This is a genomic window from Knoellia sp. p5-6-4 (assembly GCF_029222705.1).
Lineage (GTDB): Bacteria > Actinomycetota > Actinomycetes > Actinomycetales > Dermatophilaceae > Pedococcus_A.
The window spans coordinates 1,139,368-1,159,929 of the sequence record NZ_JARGZF010000002.1 but is presented as its reverse complement, the minus strand read 5'-3'; the positions used below and the strand labels follow the sequence as shown (position 1 = coordinate 1,159,929).

The window sequence follows — 20,562 nt, the reverse complement described above, 5'->3', positions numbered from 1 at the left end:
GGGCACATGCCCACCCCGTACGAGCGGCCCGCCACTGCCCTTGAGGCAGGGGCCGCGGAGCAGCGCCCGCCGCGGCGCACCCTCCACCGCCCCGTCGAGGGCAGGGTCGTCGCCGGGGTGTGCGCCGGTCTGGCCGAGCACCTCGGTGCGCCGGTGCGGCTGGTCCGCATCGTGTTCGTGCTGCTGGCACTGCCCGGCGGTGCGGGCCTCGCGGCCTACCTGTTCCTCTGGGCGCTGACGCCGCAGTCGGTGCAGGGCGTGGTCGAGGGCGATGACGGCCGGGTGCCCGTCGACCCGGCCCGCCCGTCGGGTCCGGCAGTGCCGGTGGGGGAGGCCGCCTCGGCGGTGGGCGCCGCCACCGACGAGCAGGAGCGCTCGGCGACGCGTGCCCTGCTCGCGGGTGGCATCCTCCTGGTGGCAGGTCTCGTGGCCGTGGCGCAGAGTGCCGGCTTCAACCTCCGCCTGGGCTTCCTGGTGCCGTTGCTCATCGTCGCCGTCGGAGCGGTGATCGCGTGGTCCCAGCTCGACGACGCCCAGCGCGGGCGCTGGCTCGGCTCCTCGGAGGGGCCTCGGCGGTTCAGCGTGGCACGGTTGGTGTTCGGTGCCCTCCTGGCCCTGACGGGCCTGGTGATCGTGGCGACTCGTGGCCGCTCCCTCTCGGCGATCTGGGACATCGCCCTGGCCTCCCTGGCCGTCGTGGCCGGGTTCGTGCTCATCGCCGCCCCCTGGGGCCTGCGCCTGTGGGGAGACCTGCGGCGCGAGCAGGCCGAGCGGGCCCGCGCCACCGAGCGCGCCGACATCGCCGCGCACCTGCACGACTCGGTGCTCCAGACCCTCGCCCTCATCCAGCGCCGCGCCGACGACCCCACCGCCGTGGCGCAGCTGGCCCGCGCCCAGGAGCGCGAGCTGCGCTCCTGGCTGTATGCCGGCCAGGCCGGTTCCGACTCCACGCTCGCCTCCGCGGTCGCAGGGGTGGCGCACGAGGTCGAGGACGTGCACGGCACGCCCATCGAGCTCGTCGCCACCGGCGACCGTCCGCTGGACGACGGCGGCACCGCCCTGGTGCGCGCGGTGCGGGAGGCGCTGCTCAACGCGGTGCGGCACGGCAGGCCGCCGGTGTCGGTGTACGTCGAGATCGGCACCGCCGGGGTCGAGGCCTTCGTGCGCGACCACGGTGACGGCTTCGAGCTCGACGACGTGCCCGACGACCGGCTCGGGGTGCGGCAGTCCATCCTCGGCAGGATGCAGCGCCACGGCGGCAGCGCTCGGGTGCGCCGGCTCGAGAACGGCACCGAGGTGTGCCTGACCCTGCCACCGCTCACGACCAACGGCGGCCCCGCCGAACCCGTCCGGACTCAGCCCCAACCCCCTGCGGAGGCCTCCCATGCAACCCCGTGAGCCCCACGTCGAGGTCGTGCTCGTCGACGACCACCGGATGTTCCGCTCCGGCGTGCGCGCCGAGATCGGTGACAGGGTCGACATCGTGGGGGAGGCCTCGAACGTCGAGGCTGCCGTCGACGTCATCACGCAGACCCGCCCCGCGGTGGTGCTGCTCGACGTGCACCTGCCGGGCGGCACCGGCCACGGGGGTGTCGACGTGCTGCACGGCTGCCGCGGCCTCGAGACGGCCAGTGGCCAGCCCGTGCGGTTCCTCGCGCTCTCGGTGTCGGACGCGGCGGAGGACGTCATCGCGGTGATCCGCGCCGGGGCTCGGGGCTACGTCACCAAGACCATCAGCGCGACCGACCTGACCTCGGCGATCCGGCGGGTCGCCGATGGTGACGCGGTCTTCTCGCCGCGGCTGGCGGGCTTCGTGCTCGATGCCTTCGGCGCGGCCGCGGGAGAGATCGCGGAGGTCGACGAGGAGCTCGACCGGCTCAGTGCGCGTGAGCGTGAGGTCATGCGGCTGATCGCGCGCGGCTACCAGTACAAGGAAGTGGCCAAGGAGCTGTTCATCTCGGTGAAAACCGTTGAGACACACGTTTCCTCGGTGCTGCGCAAGCTGCAGCTGTCGTCCCGCCACGAGCTGACGGCCTGGGCGATGGGGCGCCGGCTGCTGTGAACTAGGCTCCGGGCCATGGACTTCCTCAAGCACCTGCTCGTCCTCGTGCACCTGCTCGGCATGGCTGCGGTCGTCGGTGGCTGGCTCGCCGTGGTTCGCGCCCCGAAGGTCATCCCCGCCATCCTGTGGGGCGCCCGCGCGCAGGTGCTCACCGGCCTGCTGCTCGTCGGCGTCCTCGAGATGAACGACGACCCCGTGAACAACGGCAAGGTCGGCGTGAAGCTGCTCGTCGCCCTGGCCGTGGCGGCGTGCGCCGAGATCGCCAACGCCCGCCAGAAGCGTGGTGAGCCGAACCCCACCCTGGTGGGCGCCGCGGGCGCGCTCGCCGTCCTCAACACGGCGATCGCGGTGCTCTGGTAGGCGGGCGGGGACCTCAGCCGGCCGCCCGCGGGTCGCGTGCGGCGCGCCGGCCCTCGTCGTCGTAGCCGCCCTCGGGCGGGACCATCTCGGCTCGCACGCCGAGCAGGCGGATGGGGCGCTCGTCGGCGAGGCCGCGCAGCAGGTCGAGGGCGGTGTCGCCGATCAGGGTCGCGTCGAAGGTCGGCTCCGCGAGCTTGCGGCTGCGGGCGACCGTGAAGAACGGCGCGAAGCGCACCTTGAGGTGCACGCGCATGCACGGCCGCCCTTCCGCCGCAATGTCCTTCACGACCTGCTCGGCGAGGGTGGCCACGGCTGAGGCGATCTCGTCGGCGTCGCTGAGGTTCTGCTGGTAGGTGACCTCGCGGCCGTGCGCGCGCGGGATGTAGGGCGTGTCGTCGACGTGGGCGCTGCTGACTCCGCGCCCGAGGCGCCCGTAGTAGGGGCCCATGGCCGGGCCGAACTCTGCTGCCAGGCGCTCAGGCTCCGCTGCCGCGAGGTCGGCCACGGTGGCGATGCCCAGGCCGGCCAGCCGGGTCGAGATGCGCTTCCCGACGCCCCACAGGGCGCTGGTCGGCCGCTCACCCATCACCTCGAACCAGTTGTCGCGGGTCAGCCGGAACACCCCTTGCGGCTTGCCGAAGTCCGTGGCGATCTTGGCCCGGATCTTCGTGTCGCCGACGCCGACCGAGCAGTGCAGGTCGGTGGCTGCCAGCACCTGTGACTGGATGCGCCGCGCGAAGGCCTCGGGGTCGTCGGTGTCGACGCCGACGAACGCCTCGTCCCAGCCGAGCACCTCCACCACGGCGCCCTCGATGCCGCGGAGGGTGTCCATCACCTGCTGCGAGGCCGCCTCGTAGAGGGGCGCGTCGACGGGCAGCAGCACGGCCTGCGGGCACCTGCGGACCGCCACCTTGAGCGGCATGCCCGAGCTGACCCCGAACTCGCGGGCTTCGTAGGAGGCGGTCGAGACCACCGCGCGCTCCGCCGGGTCGCCGCGGCCGCCGACGATGACCGGCCGGCCCCGCAGCTCGGGGCGCCGCAGCAGCTCGACCGCCGCGATGAACTGGTCGAGGTCGACGTGCAGCACCCAGGGCGCCATGGCGACAGTCTGCCCGGTCGCGCCGACGGCTCAGGGCACGATCAGCAGCTTTCCGGTGGTGCGCCGGCCCTCGAGCTCGTCGTAGGCCCGCGCCGCGTCCTCCAGCGGGTGCCGGCCACCGACCTCGAGGTGCAGCCGCCCCGCAGCCAGGTCGCCCAGCACCGAGCCGGCCCGCTCGAGCAGCTCCGCGCGGGTCGCCACGTAGTGCCCGAGCGTCGGACGGGTGAGGAACAGCGAGCCGCCCCGGTTGAGCCGCTGGATGTCGAAGGGTGGCACCTGGCCGCTCGAGGCGCCGAAGAGCACCATCATCCCCCGGGGTCGCAGCGAGGCGAGCGAGGCGTCGAAGGTCGCCCTGCCGACACCGTCGTAGGCGACGTCGACCCCGGCTCCTCCGTTGGCGGCCCGCACTGCCGCGGCCAGGTCGTCGGTCTGCGAGTAGTCGATGACCGTCGCGGCACCGAGCCGGCGGGCGATCTCGAGCTTCTGCGGCGACCCGGCGGTGGCGATGACCCGCCCGCCCTTGGCCGTGACCAACTGCACGAGCAGCTGCCCGACCCCGCCGGCCGCGGCGTGGACCAGGGCCACGGTCCCCGGCCCCACGGCATACGTGCTGTTGACCAGGTAGTGCGCGGTCATGCCCTGCAGCATCGCCGCGGCGGCGATGTCGAGGCCGAGCCCGTCGGGCACGGGCACCAGGTCGTCGACGCGGCGGTTGACGGTGGTGGCGGCGCTGCCCAGCCCCTGCCCCCACGCGACGCGGTCGCCGACCGAGACGTCCGCCACGCCGTCGCCGACGGCGGTGACGGTGCCGGAGCCCTCGGAGCAGGAGACGAACGGCGTGGCGATCGGGTAGACGCCCTCGCGCTGGTAGACGTCGATGAAGTTGACGCCCACCGCAGCCACCTCGACCTGCACCTCGCCGGGCCCCGGATCCGGCACCTCGACGTCACGGACCTCCAGGACCGAGGAGTCGCCGTTGCGGGGGACCACCAGGGCGCGCGCTGTCGTGCTCACCTGCCTGACTGTAGGCCGCGCGGCCGGCCGCCGCTCGGCCGGTTCAGCCCGTTGTGACCCAGTAGCGCCGCTTGCCGGAGCGCTCGTCCTCGAGGACGCCCCCGCACGCCTCGATGGTGCGCGCCGAGGCGGTGTTGCCGAGGTCGCAGGTCACGAGCACCCGGTCGAGGCCCCTGCGCGCGGCGACCGGCAGCACCGCGCGCAGCGCGTCGGTGGCGTGCCCGCGCCGACGCGCGCCCGGGCGCACGGCATACCCGATGTGCCCGCCGAGCTCGGCGAGGAACGGGTTGTCGAGGCTGTGCCGCAACGAGATCTGGCCGAGGTACTCGTCGCCGTCAGCCATCCACAGGTGCGTGGCGGGGACCCAGCCGGTCGGACGGGGGCTGTGGGGCTCTGCGTCGTCGACCTTCAGCCGCACCAGCCGGGCGAACTCGGCGGGGTCATCCAGGCCCTCGCGCGTGAACGTGATGCCGGGGAAGCGCTCGTCGGCGGGCCACACCAGCACGCCGCTGTAGGCCTCCTCGCCCGCGTCGAGGAACTCGTCGATGGCGGCGAGGAAGGAGCGGTGGAAGCGCACGTGCGGGGTGGCGAGCTCGGTCATGGCACGACGGTAGGGGGCATCGGACGTCAGAGGCGCGCGATGACCTCGTCGAGCATCGCCTCGGTGAGCTTGCCCGTGAAGGTGTTCTGCTGGCTGACGTGGTAGCTGCCGACGAGCCGCACCGGTCGGCCGTCGCCCGTGGTGAGCAGGGTCTCGGCGCCGTGGCCGAACCGCGGCTTGGGGCGCGGCACGTCCCAGCCCACCCGGCGGGCGCTCGCGAGCGCGGCGTCCCAGCCGATGGAGCCGAGGGCCAGCATCGCCCGCAGCCGCGGGGCGGCCAGCTCCAGCTCGCGGTCGAGCCAGTGGCCGCACGTCTGTCGCTCGGTGGTGGTCGGCTTGTTGGCCGGCGGCGCGCAGCGCACCGCCGCGACGATCCGCATGCCGTGCAGCGCCAGCCCGTCGCCGCTCGCCCAGGAGCGCGGCTGGCTCGCGTAGCCGCCGCGGTGGAGCGCGGCGTAGAGCCAGTCGCCGCTGCGGTCGCCGGTGAACATGCGCCCGGTGCGGTTGGTGCCGTTGGCCGCCGGTGCGAGGCCCACGACGAGCACCTCGCCGTCGGGGTCTCCGAAACCCGGACCGGGGCGGCCCCAGTAGGGCTGGTCGGCGAACGACGCGCGGCGACCGCTCACGGCGACCTCCTCGCGCCAGGCCACGAGGCGAGGGCAGGCGCGGCACACCGAGACCCGCGCGTCGAGCTCGGCCGTGGTCGGCGCGCTGGACGCCAGCCGGGCCACCTGGGCAGGGGTGCGGGCGACGGGGGTGTCGGCGCCGGCGGGGTCGCCAGGCCAGCCGGTGCCCGGTGGCACGGGGGAGGGGAACACCTGCCCGGTGACCGGGTGGGGCAGCGGCACGCTCACGGACGGACCCCCGGCGCTCCGGATGGCCCGGCCGCGGGGAGGTCGGGCGACAGCGCTGCGCCCGCAGGCGCGGCGGGCGGCGCCGTCAGGCTGCGGACACCGGGGAAGCTGAGGGCGAACAGGGTGGTGAGCACCATGACGACCCCGCAGCCGATCAGCGCCGGGTGCGGACCGAAGGACTCGGCGGCCGGGCCGGCCAGGATGAGCCCGAGCGGGCCCAGCATCAGCGAGCCCAGGGCGTCGTAGGAGCTCACCCGGGACAGCGCTGCGGGCGGGATCTCCCGCTGCATGGTGGTCTGCCAGAGCACGGTGAAGAGGTCGAAGCACACGCCGAGCACGAACGCGCTCGCGACGACCAGCCACAGGGGCGCGCTGCCGCCGAGGAGGAGGTAGGGCGGGGCCGCCCCGAAGCTCAGGAGCGTCACCGCGAGGATGGGGCGGCGGGGCCGGATCCGCATCGCGATGAGCACCCCCACGATCAGCCCGATGGCCTCGCCGGTGAGGACCGCGGTCCACGCCTTGGGCCCGCCGAGCTCCTGCCTCGCGACGACCGGGCCGAGCACGAGGTGGGCGGCCTGCCACACCATCACGAGCACCGAGAACTGCACGACGACGACCCAGAGCCACTGCCGGCTGCGGAACTCCTGCCAGCCGTCTCGCAGGTCGCCGAGGATCGTGCCGGAGACCTCCTCGTGGGCCCGGGCTCGCGGCAGGGCGAGGAGGGAGATCAGCAGGCCGCCCGCGCCGAACAGCGCAGCGGCGATGAGCAGCGCCCAGCCACCACCCACCGCAACGACGACCACACCGCCAGCCACGAGACCGGCCACGCGGGCGACGTTGCCGCCGAGCCCCAACAGGGCGTTGCCCTGCTGGAGGTGGGCGGCCGGCACGACGTCGGGCACGATGCCGGTGAGGGCCGGCCAGACCATTGCGGTCGCGGTGCCCGAGACCGCAGCGGCGGTGGCCAGGGCCCACGTCGGCGCCTGCTCGCCCAGGATCATCAGGCCCAGGCCCACGTGGGCCAGGGCGTTGACCCACTCCGCAGCCTGCAGCACGCGGTGACGCGGGTACCGGTCGGCGATGACCCCGCCGGCGAGCGTGAGCACCACGATGGCGACCGACTCGGCCGCGAGCACCAGCGACAGGGTCGTGGGCGTGGCACCGGGCAGGTCGAGGATGCCGAACGCCAGGGCCACCGGGGCGAAGGCGATCCCGAGCATCGAGAGGGTGCGTGCGGCGAACAGGAACGCGAAACGGCGGTCGCGGAGGATCGCCACGTCGCTGCGGTAGTCGTGCACGGTCCCCACGCTACGGGCGGCCGCAACCGGAATTCGGCACGCGCACGGGCTTCGGCCACGACAACCGTGCGCAGCGCCGCCCCGCGTGCCACGCTCGTGCCCGTGGCGGACCGGCGGCAGCGGTGGCAGCAGGCGGCGGAGCGTGCCGCCGACGTCGCCTGGCCGACCCGCCCGCGTGCCTGGCGCGACCTGCCGGGCCGGCTGCGCGGCACCCTCTCGGAGGTGCTGCGGCTGACCACGGCGGCGGTGCTCGCGTGGCTGCTCGCGTGGCAGGTGACCGGCGCGAAGTATGACCTGACGAGCGCGCTGACGGCCCTGCTGGTCCTGCAGGCCTCCGCCTTCTCCACCGTGCGGATGGGTCTGCTGCGGGTCGGGGCGGTGCTGACCGGCGTGCTCGTGGCCGTCGCCATCTCGACGCTGGCGGGCCTGACCTGGTGGAGCCTCGCCCTCGTCATCGCCGCCTCGCTGCTGCTGGCCAAGGTCTTCCGGCTCGGCGCCCAGGCCCTCGAGGTGCCGATCAGCGCCATGCTGATCCTCGGGGTGACCTCGCCCGACCTCGTGGCGGAGGCACGGGTGGCGCACACCCTCGTCGGGGCCGCGGTCGGCGTGGCCTTCAACCTCCTCCTGCCGGCCGCGGTGCCGAACCGCCGGGCCGGCTCCGAGGTGCTGCGGGTCGCCTACGCGGCTGCCGACTGCCTCGAGGGCGCCTCACGCACGCTCGCGGAGGGGCAGGTCAGGCGGGCCGACCTCGCCCAGTGGGCCGAGCAGGCGAGGGCCGTCTCCGGGCCGCTGGCCACGGCGTCGCGCGCGGTCAGCCAGGTGGAGGAGTCCCGCAAGCTCAACCCCCGGGCGCTCGGCACCCAGAGCGTGGCCCCGGTGCTGCGCAGCGGGCTCGACCGCCTCGAGGGCTGCGTGCTGGCGGTCCGCGCCCTGTTCGCCGTGCTGCTGCAGGAGCTGCCCGACGAGCCACCGGCGGCCGAGCAGCGTCCCGACCGGCCCGGCTCACCGGCCTACGACGAGGACGCCCGCCAGGCGTTCGCCGTCGTGCTCAGCGACGTCGCCGACTGCCTGCGCGGCTTCGGCGAGCTCGTGCGGGCCGAGGCGGAGGGCAACCTCGAGGAGGCCGAGCGCGCGCTCGCCAGCAGCCTCGAGATCCTGCGCGAGACCCGCGCCATCCTCTCCGAGCTGCTCATCAGCCGGCCGAGCAGCGACGCCGGCCTCTGGCTGCTGCGCGGCACGATCCTGGCCGCGGTCGAGCAGGTGCTCGTCGAGCTCGACCTCGAGCGCCGGGTGCGCCAGCGCGAGGAGTGGCAGCGCCGCTCGGCCCTGACCCTGCCCCTGCTGACGGGTCTGGAGGTGCGCCTGCCTCGGGGCCGCCGCGCCCGGTGAGCGATGAGGTCGGTGTCGCCGCCGCACCGTAGGCTGGGCAGCAACATGAGCACGCTCTTCGACGACCTGCCCTTCCCCCGCCCGACCTCCACCACGGAGGCTGCCCGCGACACCGAGGTGGACGCCGCAGGCGTCCCCACCTGGGCTGCTGCCGCGGCGGCAGGTGGGGGGCCCGACGGCCCGGGCGCACGGCACACCGACCCCGAGGAGCTGCTGGCGGGACTCAACCCGCAGCAGCGGGAGGCGGTGCTCCACGAGGCCACGCCGCTGCTCATCGTCGCCGGAGCAGGCTCCGGCAAGACCCGGGTGCTCACCAACCGGATCGCCTACCTGCTCGGCGCCCGCGGCGTGCAGCCCGGCCAGGTGCTGGCGATCACGTTCACCAACAAGGCGGCCGCCGAGATGCGCGAGCGGGTCGCCGCCCTCGTCGGCCCGCGCGCCCGCTCGATGTGGGTGATGACCTTCCACTCCGCGTGCGTGCGCATCCTGCGCCGCGAGGCCGCCAAGGTCGGCATGAAGTCGACCTTCTCCATCTACGACGCCGCCGACAGCCAGCGGCTGATGTCGATGGTGATGCGCGACCTCGACCTCGACCCCAAGCGCTACCCGCCGCGCTCGTTCAGTCACCAGGTCAGCAACCTCAAGAACGAGCTCGTCGACGAGGAGACCTACGCCTCCCGGGTCGCCGAGGGCACCCACCAGGAGCGCACCCTCGCCGAGGCCTACACGGGCTACCAGCGCCGCCTGCGCCAGGCCAACGCGCTCGACTTCGACGACCTCATCATGACGACGGTCAACATCCTCCAGGCCTTCCCCGAGGTGGCCGAGCACTACCGCCGCCGTTTCCGCCACGTGCTCGTCGACGAGTACCAGGACACCAACCACGCGCAGTACCAGCTCGTCCGCGAGCTGGTGGGCGGCACCGCTGACGCGCGGGTGCCGGCCGACGGGCCCAGCGTCCCGCCGGCCGAGCTCGTCGTGGTCGGTGACGCCGACCAGTCGATCTACGCCTTCCGTGGCGCGACCATCCGCAACATCGTCGAGTTCGAGGAGGACTACCCGGACGCCCGGACCATCCTGCTCGAGCAGAACTACCGCTCGACGCAGACCATCCTGCAGGCGGCGAACTCGGTCATCGCCAAGAACCCCGAGCGCCGCAAGAAGAACCTGTGGAGCGACTCCGGCGCCGGCGCCCGCATCGTCGGCTACGTCGGTGACAACGAGCACGACGAGGCATCCTTCGTGGCGCGGCAGATCGACCAGCTCGGCGACCAGTACGGCGTCAAGCCCAAGGACGTGGCGGTCTTCTACCGCACCAACGCGCAGTCCCGTGCGCTGGAGGAGGTCTTCGTCCGGGTCGGCCTGCCCTACAAGGTGGTCGGTGGCACCCGGTTCTACGAGCGCCGCGAGGTCAAGGACGCGCTCGCCTACCTGCGGGTGATCTCCAACCCGACCGACACGGTCAACCTGCGCCGCATCCTCAACGTGCCCAAGCGCGGCATCGGTGACCGGGCGGAGGCCTGCATCGCCGCCCTCGCGGAGCGGGAGCGGATCCCGTTCATCGCCGCGCTGGGCCGTCCGGAGGACGCCCCGGCCATCGCGACGCGGTCCGTCACCGCCATCAAGGGCTTCACCACCCTGCTCGAGGAGCTGCGGGAGGTGGCCGAGCGCGACGACACCGGAGTGGGCGACCTGCTCGAGGCGATCGTCGAGAAGACGGGCTACCTCGCCGAGCTGAGGGCCAGCCACGACCCGCAGGACGAGACCCGCATCGAGAACCTCGCCGAGCTCGTCGCCGTCGCCCGGGAGTTCGACGAGAACCGCGCCGAGACCGGTGAGGTCGCCACCCTCGAGGACTTCCTCGAGCAGGTCTCCCTCGTGGCCGACGCCGACGAGATCCCCGACAGCGAGGAGGCCGAGGACCAAGGCGTGGTCACGCTGATGACGCTGCACACCGCCAAGGGCCTCGAGTTCCCGGTCGTGTTCCTCACAGGCATGGAGGACGGCACGTTCCCGCACATGCGGGCGCTCGCTGACAACCGCGAGCTCGAGGAGGAGCGCCGGCTCGCCTACGTCGGCATCACCCGGGCCAGGGAGCGGCTGCACATCTCGCGGGCGGCGGTCCGCTCCGCGTGGGGCGCCCCGCAGTACAACCCGGCCAGCCGGTTCCTCGACGAGATCCCCGAGCACCTCGTCGACTGGCAGCGCACCGGCGACACCCAGCTGGCCTCCCGCGGCTCGGCCCCCGCCGTGGCCAGGCTCGCCGCGCGCCCCGGGGTGCGCTCGCCGGGCAACCGCAAGGTCATCAGCCTCGACGCCGGCGACCGCGTCACCCACGACTCGTTCGGCCTGGGCACCGTCGTGCGGGTCGAGGGCGAGGGGGACAAGGCGATGGCCCACGTCGACTTCGGCGCCGACACCGGCGTCAAGCGGCTGCTCCTGCGCTACGCCCCGCTCGAGAAGCTCTGACGTCGCCGGCCGGGCCCGGGGCGACACGGCCCGGAACTGACACGGCCCGCAGCTGACACGCGAGCGCCCCCTCGGACCGGGTCCGAGGGGGCGCTTCACATATCTGCGGTGCTGCTACTGCACGCCGCGCTCGCGCAGCCACGGCTCGGGGTCGACCGCGCCGCCGCCGCCGGGGTGGATCTCGAGGTGCAGGTGCGGGCCGGTGGAGTGGCCGGTGTTGCCGCTCGTGCCCACCTGGTCGCCCACGGCGACCTGCTGGCCGACGGTGACGCTGATGGTGTCCATGTGGGCGTAGTACGAGACGGTGCCGTCCCAGTACTCGATCTCGACCTTGTTGCCGTAGCCGCCCTCCTGGCCCGCGAAGATGACGGTGCCCTGCGACATGGCCATGAGCGGGGTGCCCACGGGGCAGGCGAAGTCGTTGCCGTTGTGCATGCGTCCCCAGCGCATGCCGAAGCCCGAGGTGAAGGTGGCGCCGGCGATGGGCGAGATCCACTTGCGCTCGGCCTTGCGCTTGGCCTCGGCGGCCGCCAGGGCCTTGGCCTTGGCCTCGGCGGCAGCCTTCTTGGCGGCGGCATCCTTCTGCTTCTTGAGCAGGGCGGTGCGGGCGCGCTCGCGGGAGGCTCGCTGCTCCTCGGCCACGCGGGCCTGGGCGGCAGCCATCTTCAGCTCGAAGGCCTGGCGCTCCTCGGTGGCCTCGGCGCGCTCCAAGGCGGCCGCGTCGGCCCTGGCGCGGGCCTCGGCGCCGGTCAGGTCCAGCTGGATGGGGGCGGACTCGGCGACCGAGGCCCCGGTGGCGGTCAGCACCAAGGTGGCCGCCGCGGCGGTGGGCAGGGCGAAGCCGGAACTGAAACTCTGGGGGATTCGGCGTCGTCCGTTGCTCGAGCCGCGGTGGCGGCCCTGGTAACGAGAACTCACAGAGGGTTTACCTTCACGTGCAGGGGACACGGGAACTGCGAGACTAGTGCGTTACCTAGTCGTTACGCAAAGAGCCCCCCGGGGTTTCCCCTTCCTTTTGTCCCTTTTCGGTGGGTTCACCTCACCCGATCGAGGTCTTCCCCTCCTCCGAACGGGTGACGAGCGTCATGGTCCGATCGGGCTACCGGACGGCCTGGTCACCGACTGCCGCGCGGCGCAGCGGCAGGGGCGTGACCCCCGACGTGACGGTGTGGCCCTCGGAGTCGAGGTGGGCCAAGGTCGTGGAGATCCCGTGCACCACGCTGCCGAGGATGGGCAGCGACATGTGGCCCACGCCGTGCAGGTCGATGTTGCGCACGCTGAGGTCGGGGTGCTCGAGGGCGGCGTTGCGCTGCGGGAAGATCATCTGGTCGAGGTCGGACCAGTAGGCCACGAAGCGGGTCCGGCAGTGGGGCACCGGCTGGTCGAGCTCGCGCATGAGACCGCTGCCGGGGCGGAGCTGCCGGGTGAGCTGGTTGTGCCAGCCGTATGCCGTGTAGGTGCCCTGGTGGGGCGTGCCCAGGGTGACGAGGGTGTGCACCCGCTCGTCGCCGCCGAGCCGGGTGACGTAGTAGCGGGCGATCAGGCCGCCCATGCTGTGCCCGACCACGTGGATCCGCTCGTAGCCGGTCTCGGCCACCAGCGCCTCCACCTCCTCGGCGAGGCGTGCCGCCGCGGCCCGCACGTCCGTGGTGAGCGGCGAGTAGTTCATCGTCGTGACGCGGCCGAACCCGCGCCGCCGCAGGCCCAGGCGCAGCAGGGTGAAGATGGAGCGGTTGTCGACCATGCCGTGCACGAGCAGGATCGGCGTCCCGGCCGCCTCGACGTCCGAGATGACCAGTCCGCGCTGCACCGGCGGCAGGTGCTCGACGCGGTAGCCGTGCTGGCTGTCGGCGCCGTGGCGGAACAGCAGGCCCGACGGGTAGAGCGCGAGGTGGGTGGTGAGCCAGGCGGCCTCGACCGCAGCGCCGACCACCCCGGTCGGCGTCGCCAGGGCCCGCACCGCGCCTCCGACGATGTCGTTGGCGGCGGCAGCGGTGCTGCCGACGGCCCGGACGGCGTCACCGGCACCGGAGAGGGCCCGGCCCCACAGGGACGCGCCGCGTGCGTGCGCGGCCCGTGCGGGCCGCTTCGGTGCGGCGGCCCTCCGGCGAGGGCGGGAGCTGCAGATGTTCTGCGACATGGCTCCGCCGACGGTAGCCCCTGCCGGGCCACTGCGCGCGGGCAAAAGGTCACGATTCGGACGTGTCGCGGCGGAGCAGCCGGTGCCACGCGGCGGTGGCGGCCCTCACCCCGGCTGCCGGGGGGTTGCCGGGACGGCTAGTCTGCGGCCCATGACTGAGACCCCAGTGCGTGTCGTGGTGGCCAAGCCCGGCCTCGATGGCCATGACCGTGGCGCCAAGGTTGTCGCCCGCGCACTTCGCGACGCGGGCATGGAGGTCGTCTACACCGGCCTCCACCAGACGCCCGAGCAGATCGTCGAGGCCGCCATCCAGGAGGACGCCGACGCCGTCGGCCTGTCGGTGCTCTCGGGCGCCCACATGACCCTCTTCGCCAAGGTCGTCGAGCTGCTCAAGCAGCGTGACGCCAGCGACATCGTCGTCTTCGGCGGCGGCATCATCCCCGAGGACGACATCCCCGAGCTGGAGAAGCTCGGCGTCGCCAAGGTCTTCACGCCCGGCGCCACCACCACCGAGATCGTCGACTGGGTGCGCTCCACCGTCACCACCGACTGAGCGTTCCCACCCCGCGCAGCGCAAGGGGCCCGGCACGTTGCCGGGCCCCTTCGCCGTCCACCGGTGCTTTGGGCGGGCCGGTCAGGGCACCACCGGCAGCGTGAAGCGGGCCGGCTCGAGGGGGTTCGCGCGGACGGTCACCGGCTGCACGGCATACGCGTTCTTGTAGGCGGCGTCGGTGCTCGCGAGGACGAGGCGGACGCGGTGACCCGCCTCGACCCGGTGCACGATGGCCGGCAGCTCGATGCGCAGGGGCTGGGTCACGTCGGCGACCCGCACCGGGCTGATGAGCTTGTGCACGAGGGTCTGGGTGCCGTCAGGCGCGACGTCGTACATCTTGGCGAACACCTGCAGCTGCCCGGCCGGTCCCGTCGCCTGGGTGGCCGCGACGACCGGCGACTCGAAGCGGACGTCGAGGGTCGGCGCGCCGACGATGGTCGTGGGCGCGGAGAGGGCGGGGGTGGTCCAGGCGCCAAAGGTGCCGGGGGCGTCGCTCGGCGTGGTCACGTCGTCCGGGAGGTCGACGGCACCCTCGAGGGCGGAGACCTCCGAGTAGGACGCGAACGCGCCGCCCCCGGGGTTGGACCAGCTCTTCGAGCCGGGCAGCACCGCGGCCCGGGAGGGCACGAGCTCGTCCGCCGCCGAGAGGTACCACGTCTGCCGCGTGCCGACCGGGTAGGAGTCCGCCGTGCCGTAGGCCGGCTCCGCGCTCCCGCTGTAGTCGACCCAGTCGCGGAAGTAGGCGAACTCCGGGCCCGCGTCGGCCGTGGTGCCCTTGAGGTGGTGGTCGAACCAGTCCTTGATCCGCCGGCCGAGGTAGGTGCCCTCGATGTCGGCGCCGCTCAGGTCGAGCTCGCCGGGGGCGGCGCCGCTGTTGCCGTTCGCCCCGCCCGAGTGGCCCCACGACTGCCACGCCATCGAGACCTCCACGCCCCGCTCCTTGAGCCCGCGGTAGGTCGCCACCGCCTCCTGCAGGTTGAAGAGGGTGTCGTTCTGCCCCTGGATGAGGAAGGTGGGGACCTCCACGTCGTCGAGGTAGTGCGCCACGGACACCCGGTCGGTCAGGCGGTAGGTGTCGTCGGTGGGGAAGCCGAGGGTGTCGAGGGTGGCCTTGGCCCGGCACGCCTCGAGGACGAAGTTGGGGCACCCGACGTTGCGGGTGGGGTCGATGCTCGCCCCGGTGATGCCGTCGGCGATGCCGACGCCGAAGAACAGCGAGACCCATCCGACCTTCTGGGTGCCGGGGTTGGAGCCGGCGTAGGTCGTGCCCGCCGTGAAGCTCGTGTTGTTGGGGGCCAGCGAGTAGCGCAGGTCGTTCCACGTGATCAGGGGCACCAGGGTGTCCACCCGGTCGTCGACGGCCGCGGTGGCGAACTGGATCTGTCCGCCGTACGAGCCGCCGATCATCCCGACCCGCGGGTCGTGGGTGGCGGCGTCGTCGAGCGTCGTGAAGTCGACGGTCAGGGTGCCCGGCCCGGCGGGCACGCCACCGAGGTTCGCCGAGTCGTATGCCGCGGACGAGCCGCCGCCGAGGAACGTCACCAGGGACTTCGCGGCCACACCGTCGACGCCGGGGTCGTCGAGCGAGATCTTGCAGCCGCTGTCGGGGAAGCCGAGGCCGGTGTAGGAGAGCACGGTGTAGCCGCGCTGGGCGAACGCCCGGCCGATGCCGGCCTGGTCGGCCTTGCTCCCGCCGAAGCCGTTGGTGGTGAGGATCGCGGGCACCCGGTGGTCTGGACCGGCGGAGTGCGGCCGGTAGAGGTCGGCGTCGATGGTGCAGCTCTGCGGCCGGCCGAGGTCGTCCCTGCCGGCGGGCACGGTGAAGGACAGGCCGGTGAAGGTGTCGACCGCGTCGAGTGCCTGCTGTCGCTCCCGGGGTGCCGCCGTCACCGGCTGCGTGGCCACGACCGCGGCCGAGGCCACGGCGGTGAGCACGGCCAGAGCTGTGCGGACGGTCTTCGGGCGATGCGGCATGGGTACCTCCCGGACAGGGGCGGGCCGACGCTGGCGCTGCCCTCTGGTCGGACAACGACGTCGCGGCGCGGTCGGTTACGGGCCGGCCCGAGCCGTCCGGTTCCTGAGATGTGGCGACCACGACGTGGACGCTGCTCGCGTGGTCGGCGCGGAGAGGTGACCGGGCCTTTGCCCGGTGCTGACGATCCGGGGCCGAAAACCGTTGTCTGCCTTGCCTTCCCACGTGTTTGGCAAAGTCTTCGCAAGGAGCATTGACCTCCGCATGGGCGGGTCGATTGGGTCACCACCACGCCGAACCCCGCGGTGAACGACGCCGAGTCAGGAGGGGGCGCGACGTTCCTTCAGGTCCGCGACACCCAAGGCCGGACCCATCCATCGAGGAGACCCACCCGTGATCCGACTGTCCACCGGTGCCGCCTTCGGCGTCGCCGTCGCCGCGGCTGTGGCCGCCGCGCCCGTTGCGGGCGCCGCAGCAACCCCCGCCGCGACCCCCTCGCCCGACACCCGGCCGGCCGTCGCCGCCGAGCAGGCCCAGGCCGACCGCCAGCGCCAGTCCATGGGCCTGTCCAGCGACGAGAAGCTGACCGTGCGCGACGTGGTCGTCGACGCCGACGGCACCCGCCACGTGCGCTACGACCGCACGTACCGGGGGCTGCGGGTCCTCGGCGGCGACTTCGTCGTGCGCAAGAGCGCGGCCGGCTCGACCGAGCGCGTGTGGTGGAACGCCAGCGGCAAGGCCACAGTCGCCTCCACCGCACCGGCGGTCGCCGAGTCCGAGGCGGAGCGCTCCGCTGCGCGCCGGGCGGGCTACTCACCGAGGAGCAACGACGGCGAGCTGGTCGTCTGGGCGAACGACAAGGCACCCCGCCTGGCCTGGGACGTCCTCACCGAGGGTGTGCGGGCCGACCAGACGCCCAGCCGGCTGCACACCATCGTCGACGCGGACAGCGGCGTCGTCATCACGGCATACGACGAGGTGAAGAACGGCACCGGAAACTCGCAGTACTCCGGCACCGTCACCCTGAACACCATCTCGTCCGGCTCGACCTGGCAGCTGCGCGACAGCGTCGGGAACTACACGACCGACCTGAACGGTGCCACGTCCGGCACGGGCACCCAGTTCACCGACGCCGACAACACGTGGGGCACCGGCTCGCCGAGCAACCGGCAGACCGCCGGCGTCGACGCGCAGTACGGCGCGGAGAAGACCTTCGCCTACTTCAAGAACGTGCAGGGCCGCAACGGCATCTGGAACAACGGCACCGGTGCCCGCAGCCGCGTCCACTACGGCAACGCCTACGTCAACGCGTTCTGGGACGGCACCCAGATGACCTACGGCGACGGGTCGGGCAACACCAAGCCGCTCACCTCGATCGACGTGGCTGCCCACGAGATGGCCCACGGCGTCACCGAGAACACGGCGAACCTCAACTACTCCGGCGACGCCGGCGGCCTCAACGAGGCGAGCTCGGACATCTTCGGCGCCTCGGTGGAGTTCTACGCCAGCAACGGCGCGGACGTGGGCGACTACCTCATCGGCGAGAAGATCGACATCAACGGCAACGGCACGCCCCTGCGCTACATGGACCGCCCGAGCCGGGACGGCCAGAGCCAGGACTGCTGGACCACCAACACCAAGAACCTCGACCCGCACTACTCGTCGGGGCCCCTGAACCACTGGTTCTACCTGGCCTCGGAGGGCTCGGGTTCGAAGACCATCAACGGCGTCAGCTACACCAGCACGACGTGCGGCGGCGCCCCGGCCGTCACCGGAGCCGGCAGGGACAACGTCGCCAAGGTCTGGTACCGGACGCTGGCCACGAAGCTCACGTCGGGCAGCACCTACTCCGCCGCCCGCGAGGGCGCCATCGCCTCGGCCAAGGAGCTCTACGGCGCGACGAGCGCGACCTGCGCCGCGGTGGAGAAGGCGTTCACCGCGATCTCCGTACCGGCCGGCGCCGAGACCTGCGGCGGCTCGACCCCGCCGCCCTCGGGCAGCAACCTGCTGCAGAACCCCGGTTTCGAGTCGGGAGCGGTGAGCTGGACCGGCACCGCCGGCCCGATCACCAGCAACACCGGGCGCCCGGCACGCACCGGCTCGTGGAAGATGTGGCTCGGGGGCAACGGCTCGACGAGCACCGAGACCGAGCAGCAGAGCGTCACCATCCCGTCCACGGCGACGTCGGCCACCCTGAGCTTCTGGCTCCGCACCGACACCGCCGAGTCCGGCAGCACGGTCTACGACACCATGAAGGTGCAGGTCGTCGACGGCTCCACGACGTCGACGCTGGCGACCTACTCCAACGTGGGCACCAACTCGACCTACACGCAGAAGTCGTTCAACGTCATCGCCTACAAGGGCAGGACGATCTCGGTGAAGTTCCTCATGAACGAGGACTCCTCGCTCCAGACGTCCTTCGTCGTCGACGACACCGCACTGACGGTCGGCTGACGCTCGTCAGGAGGGACCCCGCCCCACGTCGCCCGACGTGGGGCGGGGTTCCTCGCGCGTGCTGGAGGCTCCGCACCCGGTCCCTTCGGCCGGATCGCGAACCGCCTCCGTCGTGCCTCACCGGGATCCGGGGCAGCGCGCCCTACCCTGCGGGGCCATGACGTCTGACCGCGGGCGCCGAAGGAACGCCCGGCGCCGCGCCGCCGCTGCTGCAGTCACCACCGTGTTGACGGGTGCGGTGGCCCTCGCCGCCTGTGGTGGCGAGGAGCCGGCCCGAGTTGCCGCCCCCACATCGCCCTCGACCACTGCCGCCCCCACCCGGACGGCCAGGCCGACCCCGACGCCGGCACTGGTGCCGCTGCGGGGCGGCCCCGTGCTCGCGGTGAAGATCGACAACACGCCCAGCGCCCGGCCGCGGGTCGGCCTCGACGTCGCGGACGTCGTCTACGTCGAGCCGGTCGAGGGCGGACTGACCCGGTTGCTGGCGGTGTTCTCCAGCCGCCTGCCCAAGGAGGTCGGCCCGGTGCGCAGCGCCCGTGAGTCCGACATCGACCTGGTCGCCAACTACGGCCGGGTCGCGTTCGCCTACTCGGGCGGCTCGGCCTACACGGTGCGGGCGCTGGCCAGGGGCCGCCAGGTCAACCTCAGCTACGACGCGTCGGGCCAGGGCTTCCGCCGCGAACGCTCGCGACCCGCGCCCTACAACGTCATCGGCGACCCGGCGGCCCTCCTCGCCCGGGCCGGAGGCAGCGTCACGCCGAAAGACATCGGCTTCCGTTTCGGCCCTGCCGCCAAGGGCGGCACCGCGGCGGCGTCGGTGACCGCACGGTGGCCCGCCAGCCGGGTGAGCCTGGCCTGGAACGCCAAGCGGCGGCAGTACCTCGTCACCACGGACGGCAAGGCAGACGTCGGGCCTGACGGCCGCCAGCACGGGGCCTCGACGGTGGTGGTCCAGTACGTCGGGAGCCACCTGTCGGGCAACCGCGACGTCAACGGGATGCCCACACCGCTCGTGGACCTGACCGGCAAGGGCAAGGTCGTCGTCCTGCGCGACGGGAAGGCGTGGTCCGGCACGTGGAAGCGTGCGAGCGCCACGGCGCCGACCAGCCTCACGGCGGGCGGCAAGCCCATCACCCTGGCCCCTGGCGGGCCGGTCTGGGTGCTGCTCGTCCCCCCGGGCCAGGGCATGACGGTCGGCTGAGGGAGGGCCCGGCAGTGGCGGCCTATCCTTCGACCATGAGCGCGCGTGCGGTCGCTGCCGGCCTCACGGTCCTGGTCGCCCTCGGCGCCGCAGCCTGCTCCGATGGCGGCGAGCCGAGCCGCACCCCGAGCCCGGCCACCTCCACGCCCACCCCGACCGGGCCGCTGAGCGGGCCGGCCCTCGCGGTCAAGATCGACAACACGACCAAGGCGCACCCCCACCTCGGCAAGGCGGAGGCCGACGTCGTCTACGTCGAGCCCGTGGAGGGCGGGCTGACGAGGCTGCTGGCTGTCTACTCCAGCACCATGCCGAAGGAGGTCGGCCCGGTGCGCAGCGCCCGCGAGTCCGACCTGGCGATCCTCGGGAACTACGGGCCCATCGCCTTCGCGTACTCGGGGGCCTCGTCCTACACGAACCGCCTCCTCGACAAGGGGGAGCAGGTCAACCTCAGCTACGCCGAGTCGGGCCAGGGCTACCGCCGCGAGAGGTCCAGGCCGGCGCCCTACAACGTCATCGGCGACCCCGAGGCGCTCCTCGCCCGTGCGAAGGGCAGTGCCCGTCCCGCCGATCCGGGCCTGACGTTCGGGCCGGCGCCGGAGGGAGGCGCCCCGGCCACCTCCGTGTCCGTGCGGTGGCCCGCGACGCAGGTGGCGTTCGCCTGGGACGCCGGGCGCAAGGAGTACCTGCTCTCCACGGACGGCAAGCCCGACGTCGACCCGGAGGGGAAGCAGCACGGAGCGGCGACCGTGGTGGTGCAGGTCGTCAGGACGACGGCCTCGAAGAACAAGGACGTGACCGGGGCCGCCACCCCCGTGGTGCAGCTCACCGGTGAGGGCAAGGCCACGGTCCTGCGCGGCGGCAGGGCGTGGCCGGGCACCTGGTCGCGCGAGGGCAACGCCGCCCCGACCTCGTTCGCCTCCGGCGGCACGGCTCTCACGATGGACCCTGCCGGCACCGTGTGGGTGCTGCTCGTGGCGCCGGGGCAGGCGGTCACGGTCCGCTGAGCCCGCTACCGGCGGCATACCCGCCGGTAGCGTGAGATTGGTCCCTTCCCACGACCCGGAGAGGCGCCCTCGTCCGGCACAGGGCTAGTCTC

The 20,562-nt window shown here is 73.1% G+C and carries 17 protein-coding genes; 9 read left to right on the top strand and 8 right to left on the bottom strand.

Features of this window, described 5'->3' with window-relative positions; genetic code table 11:
- Positions 1-6: 6 nt before the first annotated feature.
- Genes P2F65_RS16855 through P2F65_RS16845 form a run of 3 tightly spaced genes read left to right on the top strand, consistent with a single transcriptional unit; the run spans position 7 to position 2,422 of the window.
- On the top strand, positions 7-1,398 hold the full coding sequence (locus P2F65_RS16855; RefSeq protein WP_275810408.1) for an ATP-binding protein: 1,392 nt from the start codon (positions 7-9) through the stop codon (positions 1,396-1,398).
- The gene (locus P2F65_RS16850; RefSeq protein WP_275810405.1) at positions 1,385-2,062 is read left to right on the top strand and encodes a response regulator transcription factor; all 678 of its coding nucleotides are present in this window, start codon (positions 1,385-1,387) and stop codon (positions 2,060-2,062) included. Before P2F65_RS16855 ends, P2F65_RS16850 begins: the two co-directional genes overlap by 14 nt.
- Positions 2,063-2,077: 15 nt before the next feature.
- Positions 2,078-2,422: a hypothetical protein gene (locus P2F65_RS16845; RefSeq protein ID WP_275810403.1), complete on the top strand. Its 345-nt coding sequence runs from the start codon at positions 2,078-2,080 to the stop codon at positions 2,420-2,422.
- A gap of 13 nt (positions 2,423-2,435) precedes the next feature.
- Here the strand turns inward: P2F65_RS16845 and P2F65_RS16840 are convergent, their stop codons facing one another.
- The 5 genes from P2F65_RS16840 to P2F65_RS16820 are packed head-to-tail and all read right to left on the bottom strand — an operon-like array spanning position 2,436 to position 7,288.
- Positions 2,436-3,521: a DNA polymerase IV gene (locus tag P2F65_RS16840; RefSeq protein WP_275810400.1), complete on the bottom strand. Its 1,086-nt coding sequence runs from the start codon at positions 3,519-3,521 to the stop codon at positions 2,436-2,438.
- A 30-nt stretch (positions 3,522-3,551) separates the two neighbouring features.
- Positions 3,552-4,535 (bottom strand): quinone oxidoreductase, encoded by a 984-nt coding sequence (locus P2F65_RS16835; protein ID WP_275810397.1) that lies wholly within the window; start codon positions 4,533-4,535, stop codon positions 3,552-3,554.
- 43 nt (positions 4,536-4,578) lie between these two features.
- Positions 4,579-5,136 carry a GNAT family N-acetyltransferase gene (locus tag P2F65_RS16830; protein ID WP_275810394.1) on the bottom strand — a complete coding sequence of 186 codons (558 nt, stop codon included), beginning with the start codon at positions 5,134-5,136 and terminating at the stop codon, positions 4,579-4,581.
- Between the two features lie 26 nt (positions 5,137-5,162).
- Positions 5,163-5,990, bottom strand: a complete 828-nt coding sequence (locus P2F65_RS16825) for a uracil-DNA glycosylase (RefSeq protein ID WP_275810391.1) — start codon at positions 5,988-5,990, stop codon at positions 5,163-5,165.
- Positions 5,987-7,288: an MFS transporter gene (locus P2F65_RS16820; RefSeq protein WP_275810388.1), complete on the bottom strand. Its 1,302-nt coding sequence runs from the start codon at positions 7,286-7,288 to the stop codon at positions 5,987-5,989. The genes P2F65_RS16825 and P2F65_RS16820 overlap by 4 nt, the downstream gene beginning before the upstream one ends.
- Positions 7,289-7,390: 102 nt before the next feature.
- Here P2F65_RS16820 and P2F65_RS16815 point away from each other — a divergent pair, with 102 nt between their 5' ends.
- Both P2F65_RS16815 and pcrA read left to right on the top strand, forming a co-directional pair.
- Positions 7,391-8,677, top strand: coding sequence for an FUSC family protein (locus tag P2F65_RS16815; RefSeq protein WP_275810385.1), 1,287 nt, complete (start codon positions 7,391-7,393; stop codon positions 8,675-8,677).
- A gap of 45 nt (positions 8,678-8,722) precedes the next feature.
- Complete coding sequence (gene pcrA / locus P2F65_RS16810) at positions 8,723-11,146, top strand: DNA helicase PcrA (RefSeq protein ID WP_275810382.1); 2,424 nt, start codon at positions 8,723-8,725, stop codon at positions 11,144-11,146.
- Between the two features lie 114 nt (positions 11,147-11,260).
- Here pcrA and P2F65_RS16805 read toward each other — a convergent pair whose 3' ends face one another.
- Positions 11,261-12,064, bottom strand: a complete 804-nt coding sequence (locus P2F65_RS16805) for a M23 family metallopeptidase (RefSeq protein ID WP_275810379.1) — start codon at positions 12,062-12,064, stop codon at positions 11,261-11,263.
- Positions 12,065-12,245: 181 nt separating this feature from the next.
- On the bottom strand, positions 12,246-13,286 hold the full coding sequence (locus tag P2F65_RS16800) for an alpha/beta fold hydrolase (protein WP_275810376.1): 1,041 nt from the start codon (positions 13,284-13,286) through the stop codon (positions 12,246-12,248).
- Positions 13,287-13,437: 151 nt separating this feature from the next.
- Here P2F65_RS16800 and P2F65_RS16795 point away from each other — a divergent pair, with 151 nt between their 5' ends.
- Positions 13,438-13,839 carry a cobalamin B12-binding domain-containing protein gene (locus P2F65_RS16795; protein ID WP_275810373.1) on the top strand — a complete coding sequence of 134 codons (402 nt, stop codon included), beginning with the start codon at positions 13,438-13,440 and terminating at the stop codon, positions 13,837-13,839.
- A gap of 81 nt (positions 13,840-13,920) precedes the next feature.
- Here the strand turns inward: P2F65_RS16795 and P2F65_RS16790 are convergent, their stop codons facing one another.
- Entirely contained in the window at positions 13,921-15,813 is a 1,893-nt protein-coding gene (locus P2F65_RS16790) for an alpha/beta fold hydrolase (protein WP_275810370.1), read from the bottom strand.
- 391 nt (positions 15,814-16,204) lie between these two features.
- Between P2F65_RS16790 and P2F65_RS16785 the strand changes: the two genes are divergently transcribed.
- The 3 genes from P2F65_RS16785 to P2F65_RS16775 all read left to right on the top strand — a co-directional run bounded on the left by P2F65_RS16785 (position 16,205) and on the right by P2F65_RS16775 (position 20,470).
- Positions 16,205-18,265 (top strand): M4 family metallopeptidase, encoded by a 2,061-nt coding sequence (locus P2F65_RS16785; RefSeq protein ID WP_275810367.1) that lies wholly within the window; start codon positions 16,205-16,207, stop codon positions 18,263-18,265.
- 157 nt (positions 18,266-18,422) lie between these two features.
- Positions 18,423-19,466 (top strand): DUF3048 domain-containing protein, encoded by a 1,044-nt coding sequence (locus P2F65_RS16780; protein WP_275810365.1) that lies wholly within the window; start codon positions 18,423-18,425, stop codon positions 19,464-19,466.
- Positions 19,467-19,501: 35 nt separating this feature from the next.
- Positions 19,502-20,470, top strand: coding sequence for a DUF3048 domain-containing protein (locus tag P2F65_RS16775; RefSeq protein ID WP_275810362.1), 969 nt, complete (start codon positions 19,502-19,504; stop codon positions 20,468-20,470).
- Positions 20,471-20,562 lie beyond the last annotated feature (92 nt).